The sequence below is a fragment of the Candidatus Hydrogenedentota bacterium genome, from assembly GCA_035450225.1.
Lineage (GTDB): Bacteria > Hydrogenedentota > Hydrogenedentia > Hydrogenedentales > SLHB01 > DSVR01.
The window spans coordinates 1-20,872 of sequence record DAOTMJ010000035.1; the positions used below are offsets into that span (position 1 = coordinate 1).

Below are 20,872 nucleotides of genomic sequence, written 5' to 3' on the forward strand. Positions count from 1 at the left end.
GGTATGCCCGGTGGTGTGAGAGGGGGAGAGGGGCAACCCCCCCCCCTACTCGATTCACGCGCCAAGGATATAAAGAACGCCACCGCAAGGACTCACGTTTTACCTCGTTATCCCGTTCCTCTTTACGACATCGGCGTGTACCTGCGTCCTCTGCGGAAAACCACACGATCCACAGATGACGCAGATACACGCAGATGAAAAACAGGGCATGGATGTTCGGGCCAGGCGATTCCAAACCCGAATCCTCATGTCAGAACGGTCCAAAATAAATTTGATCGGGAAAGTCTCTTCTTCATCGCGAAGAGAAGGTGTCCCAAAAACGCCATCCCCCAAAAACCATTGTCTATTTGCACAAAATGGCTTTCAGCAAGCCGCAATTTGGACGGAGATGATGGGCGATCATTGAAGACAATTATGGATGACGCTTCTTTCGGTGGATGAAACGCGGGACCGGGTAGTGTACACTCCATGCGCGAATCGGCGTGGAATACGCGCTGTTTGAAATCATTTGCTCTTGAGGATCTTGGCGTTTGCGGAGAACGAATCCGGCGTGAAAATGGAAGCGGCCCATAGAAACACATGGGGGGGACTTGCGTTGCCGACAACGGCGGCAATCATGCTATACGCCGTCATGGCGGCGGCGCAGACCCCGTTTCCGGCATCCGTCGCGGATCCCATCCTGTTCGTTGTGCGCCCGCAGTATCGCGAGGATCATCACAATACCGAAACGATGTTTCAGAAGGGCGAAATCAATCAGGCGAGTTTTCGGGGCGGATCGGCCTTGAAGGTTCTGGACGTCCCGACCGGCGCCGCGCGGACGCTGCTGGATTGTCCGGACGGCATCATACGCGACCCGGATGTTTCCTTCGACGGACGCACCATCCTTTTTTCCATGCGCCGCGAGGCCGACGATGATTTCCATATTTATGAAATCGGGGCGGACGGCGCCGGCTTGCGCCAGTTGACCTTTGCCCGGGGCGTGACGGACATTGATCCGTTGTATCTGCCGGACGGCGCAATCGCCTTTTCGTCCACGCGCGAGCCGAAGTATTGCATGTGCAACCGGCATATCATGGCCAACCTGTTTCGCATGGAATCGGACGGGGCCAACATTCATCAAATCGGCAAGAGCACGCTGTTCGAGGGCCACGGCGCGCTGTTGCCCGACGGACGCATCCTCTATTATCGCTGGGAATACATTGACCGGAATTTCGGCGATGCCCAGGGATTGTGGACGGTCCGGCCCGACGGCACCGATCATGCCCTTTACTGGGGAAACAACACGGCCTCGCCCGGCGCGGTGTTCGATGCGCGTCCCATTCCCGGCAGCCAGCAATTCATCTGCGTGTTCGGTTCGTGCCACGATCGCCCCTGGGGCGCGCTGGCGATCGTGGATCGGCGGCTGGGCATGGACCTGCGCGCGCCGGTCGTGCGGACATGGCCGCCGGACGCGATCAACCTTGTCGGAGACGGCGACTGGAACCGGTTCAATTTCGACACGTTCAAACATGTGACGCCCAAATACGAAGATCCGTATCCGCTCGACGACCAGCGCTTTCTCTGTTCGCGAACGGTTGGAAACGGCGAAGTCATGGGTATCCACCTTGTGGATTTGGATGGCACGGAAACGTTGCTTCATGTCGAAGATCCCGGCTGCTATGATCCAATGCCCTTGGCCCCGCGGGAACGCCCGCCGGTTATCGCCACCCGCCGCGATTACGATAATGTCCATGGAACGTTCTATGTCGCGGATGTGTATCAAGGCACGCATATGAAAGGCGTCGTTCGCGGCAGCATAAAATTTCTCCGGGTGGTCGAATCCCCTGAAAAGCGACATTGGACGGAACCGGCATGGGGGGGACAGGGCCAGGAAGCCCCCGCCATGAACTGGCATGATTTCAACAACAAGCGCATTCTCGGCGTGGTTCCGGTCGAGCAGGACGGTTCCGTGCATTTTACGGTTCCCGCGGAAACGTGGGTGTATTTTCAACTGCTCGATGCGGACGGGATGATGGTCCAATCCATGCGCAGCGGCACGATTGTCCAACCCGGCGAACGGCAGGCCTGTGCCGGTTGCCACGACAACAGGCTCGGCGCCCCGTCGCTTCCCGCCGGATACAGGCCGCTGGCCTTGAAACGTCCGCCCAGTCCATTGACGGGATGGCATGGGCCGCCCCGTACCTTCAGTTACATGCGCGACGTGCAGCCGGTCTTGGACCGGCATTGCGTACGATGCCACGATTTCGGCAAGGAAGCCGGCAAGAAACTTGTCCTCGCCGGCGACCGCGATCTCGTATTCAACGCGTCGTACAACGAACTCTGGCGCAAGAAGCACATCGCGGCGATAGGCGCGGGCCCCGCGCAGACGCAACAGGCCCTTACATGGGGATCGCATGCCAGCCGACTTGTCGCCATCCTTCGGACCGGGCACCACGGTGTAGCGCTGGATGCCGAAAGTTTCGACCGCATCGTCACCTGGATAGATCTCAACGCCCCGTATTATCCCGAATACGCGAGCGCGTATCCCGGCCATTGGGCAGGCCGCTGTCCCCTCGACGACGCGCAATTGAAACGCCTTGTCGCCCTTACCGGCATGCCGTTCGCGCCGATAATGCAATTCGATCAAGCGCCCGGGCCGCAAGTTTGTTTTGAAAGGCCGGAACTCAGCCCGTGCCTTAAAAAGGCGGGACCCAAAGAAGGCGGCTCCTACAAGGAGGCCCTTGCCATCATCCAAGCGGGCGGGAAGATGCTGTCCGAACGGCCGCGCGCCGACATGGAAGGATTTCAGGCCTGCGCCATCGATCAAAAACGCGAGGAGCGCTACGCCGCGCGGAAGGATGCCGAAGCGCGCAACCGCGAGGCCATCCGAAACGGCCAACGGGCATACGACGCGCCATGAGGCGGACAAGCGGCAAGGCCCAAATAAGGTGCAGAACTATTTTATGATGAATCGGAACGTGGGGTAATATGGCCCGATTTCTCATGTGAAGCCGCGCAAGAAGCGGTGTTGAAATTCGGCCAGGGAGACAATCCAGCCATGGAATATATTGAACAGGCGCTCGATCGTGTCGGCAGCATCGTTTGGGGACCTCCGCTGCTGATTTTGCTGTTCGGCACGCACATTTTTCTCACGTTCCGCCTGCGGTTCATCCAGCGTTATATCGGCAAGGCGATCCGGTTGTCGCTGGAACGTTCGCGCGAGGGGGAGGGCGACATCAGCCATTTCGGCGCGCTGGCGACCGCGCTGGCCGCGACCATCGGCACGGGCAACATCGTGGGCGTCGCGACAGCCATCGCCGCGGGCGGGCCGGGCGCGGTGCTTTGGATGTGGCTGACGGGCGTGTTCGGGATTTCGACGAAATACGCCGAGGCGCTCCTGTCTGTCAAATACCGCATTACCACAGCGGACGGTCGCATGGCGGGCGGCCCGATGTACGTCCTTGAACGCGGTATGAACCGGAAATGGCTCGGCGTCGTGTTCGCCGCGCTGACCGCCGTCGCCGCGTTCGGAATCGGCAACATGGTCCAGGCCAACTCGCTCGCCGGACTGGTGAAAGAAACGTTCCATGTGTCGCCATGGGTTACCGGCGCGGCGATGACGGCGCTGACCGCCCTCGTCATTCTGGGCGGCATCCAATCCATCGCGCGCGTGTGCGAAAAACTCGTGCCCTTCATGGCGATTACCTACGTCTTGGGTTGCGCCGTGCTGCTTCTGATGAACATTTCAGCCATACCGGCCAGCATCGCCCTCATCGTGAAGTCGGCCTTTACCGGACAGGCCGCCGTGGGCGGTTTCGTGGGCGCGACCATCATGCAGGCCATGCGGTTCGGCATCGCGCGCGGACTCTTTTCGAACGAATCCGGACTCGGCAGCGCGCCCATCGTCGCCGCCGCCGCGCAAACGAAAAATCCCGTCCGCCAGGCGCTGGTTTCCTCGACCGGCACGTTCTGGGACACCGTCGTCGTCTGTGCGATGACCGGTCTGGTCCTCGTCAATTCCGGCGACTGGACCCACGGTCTGAAAGACGGCGCCGCATTGACAAAAGCCGCTTTCGAGGAACTGCACGTGCTCGGTCCGATCATCCTGACGATCGGCCTGCTTACATTCGTTTTCTCGACGATTCTCGGCTGGTCCTACTATGGCGAGCGGGCCGCCGAATACCTCTTCGGTCCGCGCGCGATCACGCCGTACCGGTTCCTCTGGGTGGCCTTCGTCATGATCGGATCCGTCACCACGCTGAAGGCCGTGTGGAGTTTCGCCGACATCGCCAACGGCCTCATGGCGATACCAAACCTCATTTCCCTCATCGCGCTCAGCGGCGTAATCGTGGCCGAAACGCGACGGCACCTTTGGGACAGCCCCGAATGGAAGTGAACGCACAGGAAGCATGTGGAAACTTTTGGGGGCATGATCGGATTTTATTCGTGGCGGCGGTATCATTTCCGGACGGAATCGTGCGCAATGAATCATTCAGATAGCATCTTATGTTTGGGCCCAGATGGCCATGAAAATGAGGTTCAGTCGAAAAAAACCGTGCGTAACCGATTTTCTTTTTTCTTTTTACCCGTCAATGCCTGGTCCTGCCGGCTGTTTTTTTTCGTGTGCTTGGCCAGTATTGCCGCGTTCGGCGCCGGGGACGGCCACCGCGACCGCCTCGCCCCCATGCTGGTGCCTTCGCAGCCCATCACGTATCCGCCGCAACGCGTCGAGGTGACTCCCGTGCCGCCGCCGCATCCCGCCTCGGAACGAAGTTCCTCGAAATACAGCCCCGAAACGACGGCCATGCTGCTCAATTATTGCCGGGAATCGCTGTATAAAATCGTCGAATACAACGACCGGGCCGTGCTCGACGAGGAATACGGCAAACTCGTCAACAACATAGACATCACGCGGATTCAGGACGACGAGGCGGCCCTGTTGATCGAAAGCCTGCTCGTCGAACTCAACACGCTGAAGCTGTCAGAACTCGAAAAACGCTATCTTCTGGACGCGTACAACAAACGCATTCAGAACAAGGTGCTCGAGATTTTCAAGGGCGGCAAAAACCCGCCCAGCATCAATGCGGACGAGCCCGCGACACTGGCCTGCCAAGCCCTGCTCTATCTCGCTTCGGGCATCGCCGGGTACCGTGAGAGCAAGGCGCGGCTCGGCCAGGAGATTGCCGAGCGGTCGCTCCAGTTGCAGGCGGAAGAATTGAAACGGCTGACCGTGCTGCGCACCCAGTTTTTCGACACGGAATACAAACTGTACAAGCGCTACGATTTGCCCGATCGCCTGAACGTCAAGGAGGTTCAACTCGCGCAGTACATCAAGGTGCTGGCGGACGAGGACAGCCAGCGCCGCCTCGAACGGCTCGAACGGCTCAAGGACGATTTCGACGCGTTTCCGCCCTTTTGGTACGAGATAGGCAAGGCCGCCCAGGAAACGAACCAGCCGGATCTGGCCAAGTCGTATTACAGCCATTTCGAGCGCATTCAACCCCAGGTCTTCCGCGAGGATCAGGATTATGTGCAGTTGTGCATGCACCGCCTCATGCTTTTCGATCCCGATTCCGAAGAGGAGTTCATCCGTCAAGACCTGCGCACGATCGAATCGAACACGAAATATTACTACAAATGGGAAAGCATCCTGTTTGCCGCCATCATGTACTACCGGATCGGCGACCTCGACAACGCCCGGCGGTTGATTCGGCAAAGCATCAACGAGGGATACTGCGTCGAACTGCACGAGAGCGTGCTCGTCGAGATGGAAAGCCGGGCGGCCCGCACGAGCCTGCAACAGATGGCCGACGGCCTGATCGAAAAAGAGGACATCGAGGCGCTCGATGCGCTGGAACGGGTTGGCCCGGAAAAGCAACTGGACGCATTGCGCGCCCTCGGAAGCCGGATTACCGACATTACCCTGACGACCGCGCCGCGATCCCATGCCGCACAGGGGATGTCGTATTTCGTGCCGGTCTACAACCTCTATGCCATCGGGCGCCAGATCAACCGGCAGGACGGCTACAACGACTATTGCATCGCGCATCTGCCTTCCGCGTGGTTCGACAAGGGGCGCCCCAAACTACGGCTGGTGTTCAAGGGCCGCGTGTTCAAACCGGCGGGCATTTCCACAGACAAGAAAGGGGGTGTCGTTCATGTCACGTTCGCCCGTGTGTTCAAGGAAAAAGACATCGTCGAAAAACGGCAGGAATGGCCCCTGGTCCTTCGCATCGAAAGCCGTCAAACGACGCTGGAACTCGAATTTCAGGTACAACCGGTCACGGAAAGGCTTAAAAAACTGCGCCCCGAACTTCCCCCCGACGAGCCCTATTTCGATCTGAGAACCATCAAATACGGCGACCGCGTCTACACGGTCCGCGACGGGTTGATCCTGTATGAACCCTGATCACAACCCTTCAACCGTGGTGGCCAGGGCACATCAATCCCCTCCACACAAAGCACAAACGCCCGACGTTGCCGCCGGGCGTTCGTGAGATAGTTTACCTTCAATCGCGGGCTATGCGCTAGGCGCGGCCCCTCCCTTGACTCGCAGATTCCATTGTTGGTTCGCGATCCATCGTAGGAGATTGAGACACGCTCAAACAGACAGCCTTGCGACTGTCGGCGCCCGGTTTACCCGGACATTCCATTGACGGACCACCTCCTTTCCGCCTCGCCCGATGTATCCCGCGGACTTACCATCAAGACGCATCGCCATCAGCAAGGACTTTTGACATATTCAGGATACCACAGATGCCGGAAAAACGCAAGCATTATTTTCGGCGGCCACCAGATATTGTGGTAATCGAAAAACAACCCACAATTTGCAGGATTTTTCCCAATCGATCGGGATCCTGCGTTGAGGTTTGGATCATCGGTTTTCAGCCGCCCCAAAAAGCGTGGGACAGGTTCTTCAGCCAGTCTCTCCGCTGGATATTTGGGTGGACGTGTGTCCTCGCGCCCGTGCCGCGTCAGTAGCGTCCGAAACGCTGTATGGCGGCCATGGCGAGCCGCATGGAGGCAAGGCGGGTGCCGTTGTTGATGGATCCGGCGGTGGCGAACACGAGGCCGCGCGTTTCGCGGATCATATCGAAGTCGCGGAGGAATTCGAGGACGATGTTTTCCTCCTCGTTCCGGCTGTAGGTGAAGGGTGCGAGTTGGCCATAGATGACGGCTTGGGGGAGGTGCTGTCGGATTTCGGCGGGCATGACGGTGGGACCGAAATTCACCGCATTGAGCCGCAATCGCCCCAGCAGGGGCAGGAGGTGCCCCATGGCGGAATCGGAATGCTGGTAGCGCAGGTCGCGCGGATCGGGACTGTACCGCGCAAAGAGGGCCTCCAGGACAGGATAGCCGAAGAGTTCGTACATGTCGGGTGTCAAAAGGCAGCAATTGTCGTCGCAGAAACTGAAACCGCGTGGCGCGGATTCAGGGGTATAACCGGCTTCCTCGTCCAGTACGCGGGCGATTTCGAGCATGGTGTCGCGGATGGCCTTGCTGAACCGGCGGGCCAGATCCGGGCGTTCGATGATGAGGAATATCAGGTTTTCCGGCCCGTAGATTGATGTTGCGAAGGTGACGGGGCCTCGCTGGCCGCGATAGAGCGGCGGTTCGACCCCCATCGCCCGAAGGCGTTTTTTCTCGCGATCCCACCCGGCAGGCAGGATGAATCCGCGAATGTCGCGGCGTTCCACCCGATCCAAGAGCGATTCCAGTTCATCCGGCGTATGCACGGACTGTTGGAGCCACCATGATTGATCGCGCCAGACGTTTTCCGCTTCGAAAACATCATGGAGTCCCTTGGTCTTGGGATATTGCCGGTCCGGATCGAATAGGTCCTCGGACAAGATTCGGCGACCAACGATGTGTTCGGCCTTGTCATTGTAGGCCTTGTTGACGGACAGTCGCCAAGCATGATCGTGTTCATAGCGCCACATGTCCACGGGAATGCCGAGTTCGTCGTACACGCATTCGCCGGTCAGGATGGCGCCGAAGGGAACCTGCGGGATGTCCTTGCCGAACGGATCGCGCAGGGCCTCGGCCTGATCGGTCCAGAAACGGTCGAGGTCCACGGGGGCGAGACCGTCGCTCCTTTGCGTCTGACGGACGAGATCCCGCGCCATGGCCGTATGCTCCGGGCGATAGGGGGTCGAATACGACATGCTTTTCTCCTTCAGGCCGGGGAGAGTCTAGCCAATCGGGATATTCGCGCGCAACGATGGGCGGACATGCGCGCCATCGGGATGCCGTGGGATGTGGTATACTGGCGGCAGTCGGGGAGGTTTTCGCCATGAATGCGCGGTTTACCGTTCAGTTCATCCTCGTCGTGTTTGTCGTTCTGGCGATGGGATGTTCGGTGGCCCCTTACAATGCCCTGATCTGGAACCGAAACCAGCCGGGTCATCGGATCGGATTGAAGGACAAGGGGCCTTGGTTTGAATGGTGGTATTACAAGGTGGTTCTGCCGGATACGGGGGACGCCTTCTATTTCGTCTACGGCGTGGTCAACCCGTGGGACGAGGCGCAAAACGATCCCGCAAGCCGGTCGTATGTGGGCGTGGGGAATTTTGGCCTGAAAGAAAGCGCAACCGCTGTGTTTTCCGTTTCCGATTTCCAGGCGTCCTATGAGAAAACGGACATCTGGATTGCCGGGCAGCATGCCACGGATTCGGCCATTGCAGGTTCATTGCAGGACGACGACGGGCAACGCATCGAATGGAATATCACCATTGATCACCGGTGGTCCTACAATGCGATGGGGTGGGCGATGTTTGTGCCGGAAATCACCAATATCGGGTGGTATCCGGCCCAGGCGGACGCGCGGTTCTCCGGAACCATCGAATACAAGGGGCGCTCCTATATCCTTGAGAACGCTCCGGGTTATCAGGACCGCAATTGGGGCCGGACGTTTCCGTCTTGGTGGGCGTGGATTTGCGCGAACCACTTCGACCACTACCCGGACACGGCGCTGGCATCGGGCGGCGGACACCCGATCCTCTTCGGCCGGATTGACAGCATCGAGGGGATGAGTGTGGGTCTGCGGCACGAGGGCCGTGACTATTCGTTTCGTCCGAATGACGGGGACCGCGAACGGGTTGAGATTTCATTCGGCGTGTGGGAAATCGAAGCTGTTAATCGAAAGGGACATCGAATCAACATTTCCGCATGGGCGCCTTGCGATTCGTTCATGGATCTGGTCTTTGTAACACCGCAAGGGGATTCTTTCCATGATTTCGAGACGTTGACCGGTCAGGTGACGGTGAAACTTGATGAACGGGACGCACAAGAGGCGGATGGATGGCGGCGTATTGCGGAATTGCATTCCGATTTGGCGGGAATCGAGTATGGGTCTTCCCATGCGGATGTCTTTGATTGTTTTGCTGAAAAAACCATGGTTTTGTATGACAACTTTTCACGAGGGCATGAAAAGTAAAGGAAGTCGGCGAGGGGAATGGAAAATTGCTAGGCCGGCGTGTTTTTTCCCGCTTGCGTCCATGCCTGTCGGAAGAGGGGCTTGGCCCATTCAGGGGCTTCGGCGGGCGGTTCTTCGGTGGGATAAAGCCGCACGGCGGCTTCCGGCCATCCCGCAGCGAGGCAGGCGGCCGCGTAAATGAAATCCGACTTGACCAGCGCGAGCAGGGGAGCGGGCAGATCGGGATCGCTGCTGCGGGCCTGCCGTTCCAGTTCGGCCAAAAACGGGTGAGGCTGGACGCGGAAGGAACTTTCCGCCGCTTCGACCTCAAAGGGACCCAGCGAGCCGGTCAGACGGTAGAGAACGATGCGGAGCAGGGCTGTTTCGAGATGGGGATTCCATGAATCGCGGCCTTCGCGCTCGAAACTGAGCAGCCAACGGGCTTCGATATCGCGGCCGGTTCGCAGCACTTCGAGAAGGCGCAGCCAGTGGACTTCCTGACGGGCGACGAGATGGGGATGTCTGTCCGCGACACGATGAAATCCCGATGCGTCCCAGAAACGTTCGGGGGGTAATGTCAGCATGAAGGCCGCCAGCGGTTCGAGCGGCCCCGGCGGCGGTTCGAGACCCTGCGGGACTTCGCCCATGCGAACGGCTACCCGGGTCCAGAAAAGATATTTCGTCCACGCGAAATCCATGGACGGCGGGCGGAGTCCCTCGTACCACAATTTGACGCCTTGGGCATACTGGCCATGCCGGCAGCAGAAATCGGCCATGCGATCGCGCGCGAACGGATCGCGCGGGGCAAGGCGCATGGCGATACCGTGTTCGGCAAACGCCTCTTGGACCTTGCCGAGTTCTTCAAACACCATGCCGGCCAGGATGTGGGCTTCGGCGACGCGCGGCCCGGCTTCCAGCGCCTTCGCAATGAGCGACGAAGCCTTTCCGGGATCGTCGCGGACGGTCATGGCGGCGAGCCGGGCCAGCCGGACGGCTTCCCGTGCCGGATCGCATTTGAGGTTTTCAAGCAGTTTCGCCGCGTCTTTTTCGCGTCCTTCCTTGGCCATGGCGCCGGCGTCGAGCAGGGCCCACGCCGACGGTGTTTTCTCTCGATCCTGCCAGACTTTGCGCAAACCGGCATACGCGGTCAACTGGTCCGTTTCGATTTGGGCGTGGCCGACGGCCAGCGATTCCGGTTCGCGTTCCGCGAAAAGTTCGGGCGACTCGTTTTCGAGCGCCACGAGATGCGCGATATCCGCGCTTTGCGTGGCCGCGGAGAAGGTCATTTCCTGCCATTTGCGCATCTGGCTTCGCGGCACGAGTTCGCGCGTCTTGCGCAGGGTGACCAAGGCCTCGTGCGCCTTGCGGCTCTGGACCAGCCGCTCGGCATCCGCGAGAGCTTGGCGGACCTTCCGGCTTCGCCAATACTGGCGAAGCAACACGAAAAGCAAGGGACCAAGAATGACGAGGGCGGCCATGGCGATGCGTCCGAACATCCGTTTCGCATACCGCCACGGATCATGGCGCCCCAGCAGCGCCTGGACATTTTCGTCGGAGATTTCGACGGCGAACACGGCATCTTCGTAATCCTGATCACCGCCGCCCAGCAGATCCTCGAAACTGATCAACAAGAACGGGGTACCCTCGACCGCCGAGGCCACCATGTGGGCGGCGCCGTCGGGATTCCGCTCCGGAATGGGGTTGAACAAGCCCTGTCCGGGCGAATTCAAAAAGAAATTCAGCGTGCTTCCCTTCGGCAGAATGCCGAGATCCACAAAATCGCCGGGGATCAGGGGCTTTTCCGGCGAACGCCCGCCCAGCGCCATCCATGTAAAGAGACGAAGAACCTTGGCGAGGCGCGCGGCAACGTCCAGTTGACGGCGCGTGCTGACGTTGGGGAACAGGATGCGCGGATTGCCCTCGTCGGCGCCCATCCCTTCGAGGTTGATGCCAAGGGCCGTTTCGATGCCGCTGCCCTCTCCGATGAAATAAACGCGGACCTCGCTTTCGTTCGTGAGTTGCAGGCGTGCGGGGTTGATTTTCATCTTTTCGAAATGACTGAGATAAGAGGCATGCGAGAATTCGGAATCGGCCATCCGGATCAGGACCGGCAGATCGAACCAGCGAAACATCCACGCGCGCAAGTCCGAGCCCGCGGCCTTGACCGGCGAATAGAGCGGCAGGCCGAACGGGCGCTGGGATGCCTGCACGGGCGCGTCGCGCGGTTCCCTGCGCACGCCCATCAGCGAAACCGCCACGCACGCAAGGATAAGGACCACGAACCCGATGAGCGTGGCCGAAACCCACGTATAGCGGTTGAGTTTCAATCGCGTTGGCCTCCCGTCCGTCTTATTGTAACATATCGCACGCCCGCAGGCAGGCCGTTCAGCGTTACCGTCGCCTCAAGCCTTCCCTCTCCACGCTCCAGGCGGACGCCCTTGAAGGCACACGCCCCCGCGTCGGCAGGGACGTTGACTTCCCGCATTGCGCCGCCAAGGCGAAACCGCGCAGTTTCGACGGCCGTGCGCAATTCGAACTCGAAACCGATGTCGTACAATCCGGAACGGACCACCTTGACTTCCCAATAGCCGACGCTACGGGGATCGGTCCAGTTGGTTTCGCATCGCCAGTCCTGCCGCGTCAGGAGCGTTGGATTTTCGTGGTGCGTGCCAAGGTGAATCCGGGGCGGAATCGAAAAGTCGCGCTGTCCACATACATCCGTAAACCAAGCCTCATACTCTTTTCGCATGTTCGCGACGATGTCTGGATGGTCCCCGGCGATATCGGCGGATTCGCCGGGATCGGCCACGCGGTCATACAGTTCCTTGCCGTCAACCAATTTATATCGCCGATTGAACACGGCACAGTTACGGTACGGTTCCGGGCGGTTGCCCCGGTGCCATTGGGTAAACAGGGTACGATCGGGCCATGCCGACTCCGGGTCGCGAAGCACGGGCATCAGGCTCATGCCGTCCATGCGTGCGCCTCTTGGCGCCTCGAAGCCGCAGCCGTCCAGGAGGGTCGGCATCACATCAATATGCGCGGCAAGCGTTTCGCGATCCTGTCCGCCCCGCCATGTCCGCGGCCAGCGCATGAAACAGGGCACACGGATGCCGCCTTCGTAGACGGCGCCTTTCCATCCCCTCATACCCGCGTTGTAGCGCGGCGTATCGCCGACAACCTGCGATCCGTTGTCGGTCATGAAAATCAGCCATGTATTTTCCGCGAGACCGAGACGTTCCAAGCGTGCGTCAAGCCGGCCGATGTTTTCATCAATGTTGGCAATCATTCCGTACAGCCGGGCGGTCTTTTCATCCATGCCCTGCTCCAGATAGGGCTTGGCGTAGCAATCCGCGACGTCGAGTGGAACGTGCGGCGCGTTCAACGCAAGATACGCGAAAAAAGGCGTATCGCGGTGTTTTTCGATAAACTGGATCGCGGCATCGGTAAAGATATCCGTGCAGTATCCCTGGTGTTTTTCCCATGTGCCGTTGTGATTCAGCACGGGATCGAAGTAACGGTTGCCCGGCGGCGGATCCGACGGCTGCGACAAGCCGCCCCCGCCATGCACCAGCGCTTCCTGAAATCCCCGATCCATGGCGCGCATGGGATAATTGTCGCCGAGATGCCACTTCCCAAAAATGCCGGTGCGGTATCCATGCGACGCGAGAACCTGCGGCAGCGTCGTTTCGCGGGGATCCATCATTGAACGGCCTTGGTAGGTGTCTACGACGCCTGTCCGATAATTGTACCGGCCCGTCATCAGGCTGGATCGGGTCGGCGAACATACCGGGCAGACGTGAAATTGGGTAAAGCGCACGCTTTCGCCGTGCAGGCGATCCAGGTTTGGTGTTTTCAAGATGGGGTTTCCATGACAGGAAAGATCGCCATACCCTTGATCGTCTGTGATGATGAGCACGATGTTGGGCCGCGTTCTGTCCGCGCGGCCCGCGCGAGCCGTCTTGCAACCGGGCAATGCACCTGCGGCGGCCAAACTCGTCGAAAGAAATCCCCTTCGGTTCATCTTCTTCATGGCGAATATCCCCATAGATGCGTTGAACCCCGCGCGAAACGATCAGTTCCTCTTTCTGTTGCAATTCACATTCCGGATTCCCAGCGGCGCAATCCCATGCGCGACAAATAGGTCGGGATGACCTGAAACGCCGGATCGAGCGACGGCAGCGCGTTCATGAATGCGCGTTTACGTTCGCCTTCCGGAGGACACAGGATGGAAAGCGAACCACCTTCGCCGCCCGCGCCGTTGACCTTCCAACCCATGGCGCCATGCTCGCGCGCCAGCGCGATGACCGCCTGCGCCGCGCTGGAAACCAGCGCGGGATGCAAGGCCGCCTGTGCTTCCGTGTTGTCAATCATGCAGCGTCCAAAGGCGCGCAAATCGTTTTCGTAGAGGGCTTCCTTGCCTTTTCGCGCGGCCCGGCGCAAGGGTTCGAGGGCCGATTTGTCGGCGTCCTTGCAATCGAGGCGGTCTATGACTTGGCGATGAACATCGCTGGACGAGTGGGTCTTGCCGAGGTAAACGAGCAACAGTCTGCGTTCGAGTTCCCACCACACGTCGTTCGGAATCGCCAATTGCGACACGCTCGCATACGGATACTGAAACATTTCAATGAAACAGATGCCGCCGTAGGCCGAACACAACTGATCCTGAATCCCGCATTGCAGGCCCAGTTTCTCCGTTTCGACGCGATGCGCCAGCGCGGCGATTTCATGTGGCGTCTTTCGTCCCGGCGTCAGGAGATCCAATGCGCCGAGCAAGGCCACCGTCACCGCCGCCGACGTGCCGGTGGAACAGCCGGCCGGCGCCGATGAAAAGAGATTGACCTCGAACGCCAGATTCGCGGGCAGATCCATGATGTCAATGGACGCTTCAAGCAACGGGTGCCGGTCGTACACGGTGCCCGGCTCGATCCAATATCGGTCGCCGAAGTTTTCCACGTGAATTGCCACCCGACCCTCGTTTACGTTCCAGCCCGGTTTTTCGCTCACATAGATTTGCACCTCGGCGTACGGATACACGCCAATGTTGAGCACCGCGCCCGTTTCGGCAAACCACGTATCCGTCCAGCCGCCCAAGTCGCAAATCCGAATCGGCGCCACCGCATTGATAACCCGCCGCGTCCGTGCATCCATTTCGCCGCTCCCTCCCAAGACGGTTTATCCGCCGATCTTCCGCCGGCGGCCGTGTACGAAATCATAAGCGAAGCGATACAAGAAAACCACAAGATCGCCTCCTACGTCAAACCGTGCCGGATTCGGCTTTTCAGGGTATTCGAGAAGCCCAACGCCTACCGCTTGTAGGCGCCGTTGGACTCAGCCCGTTTTTTGACGGCATTGACGATTTCGGGCAGCCCCCGGTTGAGGAAGAAATTTTCAATGAAGCGGGGCACGGCCATTCCGCTGTCAATGCGCGAGGCATAAACGAGAATCGTTTTGTTTTCGCCATGCGGGATGAGCGTCCAGCTGCCGTGGGTATCGTGGATTCCGTTTTCCTTGGACTTGTCGAGCCGCCAACTTGCCACATGGGCTTGTTCGTCGCGGGTCTGGATGATGTGATAGGAAATTTTTCCGAACGCGACCTTGACGGTTTCTTTCCATCCGACCCGGTTTTCGCTTTCCATATATTTCACGGCGGAGACCGCATGGGGGATGAACTCGCAATAGCGGTCGTTTGAGATGATATGCGGCCAGATGGCCTCCGGCGGTTTCGCGATGAGGACGGCCGCCCGTCCCTGGGCGCAGGTGCGTCCTTCCGCGTCCTTGAATCCGGTCCGCTCCTGCACGACTTTGCCCGCCTCGATTTTCGATATCGCGGCGGTATTCAGGAAGTCCCGCAGGTCTGCGGGGATTTCGCCTTGCGCCGTGCCGGCACAAAAGAAAATCGCCGCGGTTATGTGAAAAGACGACGCGCGCATGCGTGAATCTTACGCCGGAGCGGACTTTCAGACAAATTCCCGTTTTGCTCCGGATGCGCCTATTTGATGGCGGCCACGACGCTGTGAATCTCCCGATAGTCCGTCAGGGCGCTGTATTCGCACATCGAACTCATGGCGGCGCTGGTGGTGGCGATGCCCTCTTCGACGACCGCCGCCATGACATTCAATCCGGCGCAGACGATCAGGCCGGCGCGGCCCTGCGGGACGGGCACGTCGAGCAGGGGCTGGTTCGGACCGCCGAGGGCCAGAATGCCGCCGAGGCCGAGTTTTTCGGACAGCACCGCCACGCGGCGCACTTCGGGCAAGGCGGCCACGGGCACCTCGCGGAAACTGGCGCCGATGATGCCCGATCCGGTCTTCGCGGCCTTGCCCACGCTGGTCATGAAACCGCGAATGAACACTTCGATCGGATCCAGGGAAGAACCATCGTAGTTAATGATTTCCGTGAACCGTTGCGGGCGGCCGTCGCGCAATTCGAGCAGGCCGCCGAACCGGGATGTCGTCGCAATGCCCGCCCGCAACAGGAGGCCGTTGATATTGACGCTGCAAATGGTGCCGATGCCGCACCGGCCGCTCGGCACACGGAAAGGCCCGATGGTTTCACCGGCGGGGGCCACGGTCAACAGCCGCCCCATGCCGAGATTCGCGTCATAAACTTTACGCATGGCGTTGATTGCCGCCCGCAGATCCTTCGGATGGATCGTGGCGGTGTTCAGCACGACATTTCCCTTGCGCGTGGCCGGATCGAGCGTCATCTGATAGGCGAGTTGATCTACTTTTGCCGCGATGAAGCCTACCTTGTCAATCACGAGGGCATGATCCACCTCGTACCGGCCGGCTTCCGTCAACAGGCGCCCGCGGCGGCCAAGGTTCCGCGTCCAGTCGCGTTCATCCGCCTCGGCAAGATAGGTCCGGACCGCTCGCTCGCTGATATCCATGCCGGCATTGCGCAGATTCTGCGCAATGCGTTCCGACCCCAAGGGTCCCGGCGCATTGTATAAAATCCGCAGTATGGCCACCATCGTCCGTTCCCGTTTTCCGCCCATGCGTTTTTACTCCCGTTTGTTGTCAACCGCGAAAACCGGCGTGAAAAGAGGGATTGCTTCGCCGCTTTTTTCCGGTTGGAGTTTGATTGAAACGATTATACGGCAAAAATGCCGTATAAGTCAATCAGGCATTCAGAGCCGCCCCACGAGCCGGCCCGGGCGGCCTGGCTTTGATCGTACTGAGTTTTACAGTATTTTCTGCAGTTATTTTTTTCTTGACAATCGTTTTGGATAACCATTAGAATTTTATCAAACCGGCTGGTATATACCGTTACCGTGGTTTCATCCACCCGCGAGCCGAGAGAAACAAGGGTCAAAAGAGTCAAGGAGAAATGACACATGTCGTATGTGGAAAGCATCATGGATCTCGTTGTAAGACGCAACCCGGCCGAACCGGAATTTCACCAGGCGGTCAAGGAAGTGCTCGATTCGATTGCGCCGGCCATCGCCCGGCATCCGGAGTACGAGAAAAATCGCATTCTGGAGCGGTTGACGGAACCGGAGCGTGTGATTATGTTCCGCGTGCCGTGGACGGACGACAAGAACCAAATCCAGGTGAACCGCGGTTTTCGCATCGAATTCAACAGCGCAATCGGGCCGTACAAGGGCGGGCTTCGTTTTCACCCGACCGTGTATCTCGGCATTCTGAAATTCCTTGCCTTCGAGCAGATTTTCAAGAATTCGCTGACGACGCTTCCGATGGGCGGCGGCAAGGGCGGATCCGATTTCGATCCGAAGGGCAAATCGGACATGGAAGTGATGCGGTTTTGCCAGTCGTTTATGACGGAACTGTGCAAGTATATCGGTCCGGACACGGACGTGCCTGCGGGCGATATCGGCGTGGGCGGACGCGAGATCGGCTATCTCTTTGGCCAGTACAAGCGCATCCGGAACGAATTCACGGGCGTGCTGACGGGGAAGGGTTTGAACTGGGGCGGTTCGTTGATTCGTCCGGAGGCGACCGGTTACGGCGCCGTGTATTTTGCTCAGAACATGCTTGGCGCCCGCGACATGGATATCCGCGGCAAAATCTGCACGGTGTCGGGGTCCGGCAACGTGGCGCAGTACACCGTCGAGAAACTGAACCAGTTGGGCGCGAAGGTGGTGACACTTTCGGACTCGAACGGAACGATTTTCGATCCGGCCGGCGTGGATGATGAAAAATTGGCGTTCGTCATGGATCTCAAGAATGTTCGCCGCGGACGCATCAGCGAATACGCGAACAAGTATCCGGGCGTGAAATTTCTGGCAGGCGAGCGTCCGTGGGGCATCAAATGCGATTGTGCATTCCCGTCCGCCACGCAGAACGAAATCAACGGCGCCGATGCGGCAACGCTGGTCAAGAACGGCTGCATTCTGGTCAGCGAAGGCGCCAACATGCCGACCGATCCCGACGGCGTGAAGGTGTTTCTCGACAACAAGATTTTGTACGGTCCGGGCAAGGCGGCCAACGCGGGCGGCGTGGCCGTGTCGGGCCTTGAAATGGCGCAAAATTCGCAGCATGTATGCTGGCCGCGCGAGGAAGTGGACCGGCGGCTACACCAGATTATGGAGTCCATCCATCGGCAGGCGTACGAGACGGCCGAGGATTACGGTTTCCCGGGCAACTACGTCGTGGGCGCGAATATTGCCGGTTTTACGAAAGTTGCGGATGCAATGCTCGATCAGGGTCTTGTGTGAGTGAATGGGAGGGTCGGTGTCCGCGCTGACTGATGCCTTATCGCGATTAGGCGCCAGGCGCGCGAGGACGCACGCCCTCCCGGATCGCGTTTGAGTTGCGTTTCGCAAACGGTTATGGTTGCAAAAGATGGCCTCCCGCGCCAAGCGGGAGGCCGTGTGCGTTGTGCGGCGACAGGAGATGCGGATAGTCTATGCCGGTTTTCGATACGACATTGAGCACGGGGCTTCCGGGCCTTGATCGCGTGCTGCGCGGGCTGATGCCCGGTGACAATATCGTGTTCCAGGTGGGGGACGTTCGGGATTATGCCGCATTTGTGAAACCGTACTGTGCGACAGCCGTCGCTCAGGGCCGGAAACTCGTCTATTTCCGTTTTGCCCGACATGATCCGCTCCTGGAACCGGCGGAGGGCATTGAAATCCGTGTGTTGGATCCCGAGGCGGGTTTCGAGACGTTTCTGGACGAGATCCATCGTTCAATCGAGGAGGCGGGCCGCGGCGCCTACTACGTTTTCGATTGTCTTTCGGATCTTGCCGTGGACTGGTACAGCGACCGGATGGTCGGCAATTTCTTCATGCTGACCTGTCCCTACCTCTACGATCTCGAAACCATCACCTATTTCGCGATTCTACGTGACTATCATTCCGTCCATGCCACGGATCCCATCGCTGAAACCACGCAACTGCTTCTGGATGTTTACCGGCACAAAGGCGTCTATTACCTGTATCCGCTCAAGGTGCTTCACCGGTATTCGGGCACCATGCACATGCTTCATGCCTGGGAGGGGGATACGTTCAAGCCCGTCAGCGAGAGTTACATCATATCGGAAGTGCTGCACGCGGCTTCGACGCTGCCCACGGACTGGACGCGGTCGTTGATCGGCGTATGGCAGAAGACCTTCGCCCTGGCCGCGGATGCGCTGAAAGGCGGACTTCCCGCCGAAGAAACGGAAGCGCTGTTCAAGCGTCTGCTGCGGATGGCCGTTTCGCGTGACAGGCGCGTGCTCGATTTGGCGGAACGCTACTTGACCCTTCACGACGTGGTCGAGATTGGCAATCGGATGATTGGCACCGGCCTTATCGGCGGCAAGGCGGCCGGTATGCTCATCGCGCGCGCTATCCTCAAGCGTTCGGATCCGCGCTGGCTCGAACGGCTTGAGGAACACGATTCCTTTTACATCGGATCGGATGTCTTCTACACGTTTCTGGTGCGCAACGGCTGCTGGTGGGTACGGCAAAAACAGCGAAATCCGGCCTCGTTCCTCGATGGCGCGGAGATGGGACGACAGCGGATCCTCACGGGCACTTTTCCCGATTACATCGAACGGCAGTTCGAGGAAATGCTCGATTATTTCGGCCAATCGCCGATCATCGTCCGGTCGAGCAGCCTGCTCGAAGACAATTTCGGCAATGCGTTCGCGGGCAAATACGACAGTGTGTTCTGTGCAAACCAGGGGTCGCGCCACAAGCGCCTGGCGGATTTCATCAGCGCCGTGCGGACCATCTACGCCAGCACGATGAGTGAAAAGGCGCTGTCATACCGCGCCCGGCGCGGCATGCTTGATCGCGACGAGCAGATGGCCCTACTTGTGCAGCGGGTTTCCGGTTCCTCCCATGGATCATTTTACTTCCCCCATGTGGCGGGTGTCGGATTCTCATTCAACCCCTATGTGTGGAACGAATACATCGAACCCGAAGCGGGCCTTTTGCGGCTGGTATTCGGACTGGGCACGCGGGCTGTGGACCGGGCCGATGACGACTACACGCGCGTGGTCGCCCTGAATGCGCCGGACCGTCGCCCTGAATCCAGTTTCGACAAGATTCGCCAGTATGCCCAGCGCCGGGTAGACGTGCTTGATCTGGAAGCCAATTTGTTGATCAGCACCGATTTTCCAACCGTTGTCCAGCAGGATCCCGCGATTCCCCTGCGGCTCTTCGCCTCCCGAGACGAACAGGTCGAACGTCAAGCCCGAGAACGGGGACAGAAAAACGTCTTCTCGTGGTTCCTGACCTTTGATGAATTGCTTGCGAACACCTCATTCGTGGACGACATGCGGTGCATGCTGGCCACGCTGAGCGATGCGTACCATTACCCCGTGGACACAGAGTTCACCGCAAATTTCCCGTCCGGCGGCGATTACCGCATCAATCTTGTTCAGTGCCGGCCCTTGCAGGTCAAGAGTTCGCTGCCCATCGTGGAACCACCCGCGACAATTGCCGGGGAAGACTTGTTGCTTGCCACGTCGGGGCCGGTCATCGGCCAAAGCCGCATTGACAGCATTGACCGAATTATTTGCGTGGTTCCCGAAATGTACGGTCGGCTGCCCATCAGCGAACGTTATCGCATCGCGCGGCTTATCGGGCAACTGACCCACATCGGAGGACCGGACAAGGCAAACAATATTTTGCTGTTGGGGCCGGGGCGCTGGGGAACGACGACCCCGTCCCTCGGTGTGCCGGTCTCGTTCGCGGAAATCAACACGATATCGTTTTTGTGTGAGATTGTGGCGATGCGCGAGGACCTTGTGCCCGATGTGTCGCTGGGCACGCATTTTTTCAGCGAACTCGTGGAAATGGACATGTTGTACTTGGCCCTGTTTCCAAATCATGAAGGCAACGTGTTCAATCTCGAACTCATCAAGGCGGCGCCCAACAAACTTGTCGAATACCTGCCGCAGGCCGCCGCCTACACGGAAATCGTGAAGATCGTGAATCCCGCCGACATCCGCCGCGACCCCCTGCGCATAAACGCCAACACCCTCAAACAGCGCGTCCTGTGCTACTTCGACCGGCAGTCATAA

12 protein-coding genes are annotated in these 20,872 nt (G+C 59.2%); 6 read left to right on the top strand and 6 right to left on the bottom strand.

Annotated features, from left to right (window positions below; translation table 11 throughout):
* Positions 1 to 556: 556 nt before the first annotated feature.
* The 3 genes from P5540_15475 (at position 557) to P5540_15485 (ending at position 6,388) form a co-directional block, all read left to right on the top strand.
* On the top strand, positions 557 to 2,899 hold the full coding sequence (locus P5540_15475) for a hypothetical protein (GenBank protein HRT66217.1): 2,343 nt from the start codon (positions 557 to 559) through the stop codon (positions 2,897 to 2,899).
* A gap of 138 nt (positions 2,900 to 3,037) precedes the next feature.
* Entirely contained in the window at positions 3,038 to 4,375 is a 1,338-nt protein-coding gene (locus tag P5540_15480; protein ID HRT66218.1) for a sodium:alanine symporter family protein, read from the top strand.
* A gap of 159 nt (positions 4,376 to 4,534) precedes the next feature.
* A complete protein-coding gene (locus P5540_15485; protein ID HRT66219.1) occupies positions 4,535 to 6,388 on the top strand; it encodes a hypothetical protein in 1,854 nt (617 codons plus the stop codon).
* A gap of 565 nt (positions 6,389 to 6,953) precedes the next feature.
* Here P5540_15485 and P5540_15490 read toward each other — a convergent pair.
* Entirely contained in the window at positions 6,954 to 8,144 is a 1,191-nt protein-coding gene (locus P5540_15490; GenBank protein ID HRT66220.1) for a uroporphyrinogen decarboxylase family protein, read from the bottom strand.
* Positions 8,145 to 8,272: 128 nt separating this feature from the next.
* Here P5540_15490 and P5540_15495 point away from each other — a divergent pair, with 128 nt between their 5' ends.
* The gene (locus tag P5540_15495; protein HRT66221.1) at positions 8,273 to 9,415 is read left to right on the top strand and encodes a tocopherol cyclase family protein; all 1,143 of its coding nucleotides are present in this window, start codon (positions 8,273 to 8,275) and stop codon (positions 9,413 to 9,415) included.
* Between the two features lie 29 nt (positions 9,416 to 9,444).
* On the opposite strand, the gene P5540_15500 is transcribed toward P5540_15495, so the two are convergent.
* The 5 genes from P5540_15500 to P5540_15520 form a co-directional block, all read right to left on the bottom strand.
* Positions 9,445 to 11,721 (bottom strand): DUF4114 domain-containing protein, encoded by a 2,277-nt coding sequence (locus tag P5540_15500; GenBank protein HRT66222.1) that lies wholly within the window; start codon positions 11,719 to 11,721, stop codon positions 9,445 to 9,447.
* Positions 11,718 to 13,418: an arylsulfatase gene (locus tag P5540_15505; protein HRT66223.1), complete on the bottom strand. Its 1,701-nt coding sequence runs from the start codon at positions 13,416 to 13,418 to the stop codon at positions 11,718 to 11,720. The genes P5540_15500 and P5540_15505 overlap by 4 nt, the downstream gene beginning before the upstream one ends.
* A 74-nt stretch (positions 13,419 to 13,492) precedes the next feature.
* Positions 13,493 to 14,545 (bottom strand): GHMP kinase, encoded by a 1,053-nt coding sequence (locus tag P5540_15510; protein HRT66224.1) that lies wholly within the window; start codon positions 14,543 to 14,545, stop codon positions 13,493 to 13,495.
* A gap of 155 nt (positions 14,546 to 14,700) precedes the next feature.
* Complete coding sequence (locus P5540_15515; GenBank protein HRT66225.1) at positions 14,701 to 15,327, bottom strand: SRPBCC family protein; 627 nt, start codon at positions 15,325 to 15,327, stop codon at positions 14,701 to 14,703.
* 59 nt (positions 15,328 to 15,386) lie between these two features.
* Positions 15,387 to 16,394 (bottom strand): NrpR regulatory domain-containing protein, encoded by a 1,008-nt coding sequence (locus tag P5540_15520; GenBank protein ID HRT66226.1) that lies wholly within the window; start codon positions 16,392 to 16,394, stop codon positions 15,387 to 15,389.
* Between the two features lie 339 nt (positions 16,395 to 16,733).
* Here P5540_15520 and gdhA point away from each other — a divergent pair, with 339 nt between their 5' ends.
* Complete coding sequence (gene gdhA, locus P5540_15525) at positions 16,734 to 18,074, top strand: NADP-specific glutamate dehydrogenase (GenBank protein HRT66227.1); 1,341 nt, start codon at positions 16,734 to 16,736, stop codon at positions 18,072 to 18,074.
* Positions 18,075 to 18,265: 191 nt separating this feature from the next.
* Entirely contained in the window at positions 18,266 to 20,872 is a 2,607-nt protein-coding gene (locus tag P5540_15530; protein HRT66228.1) for a PEP/pyruvate-binding domain-containing protein, read from the top strand.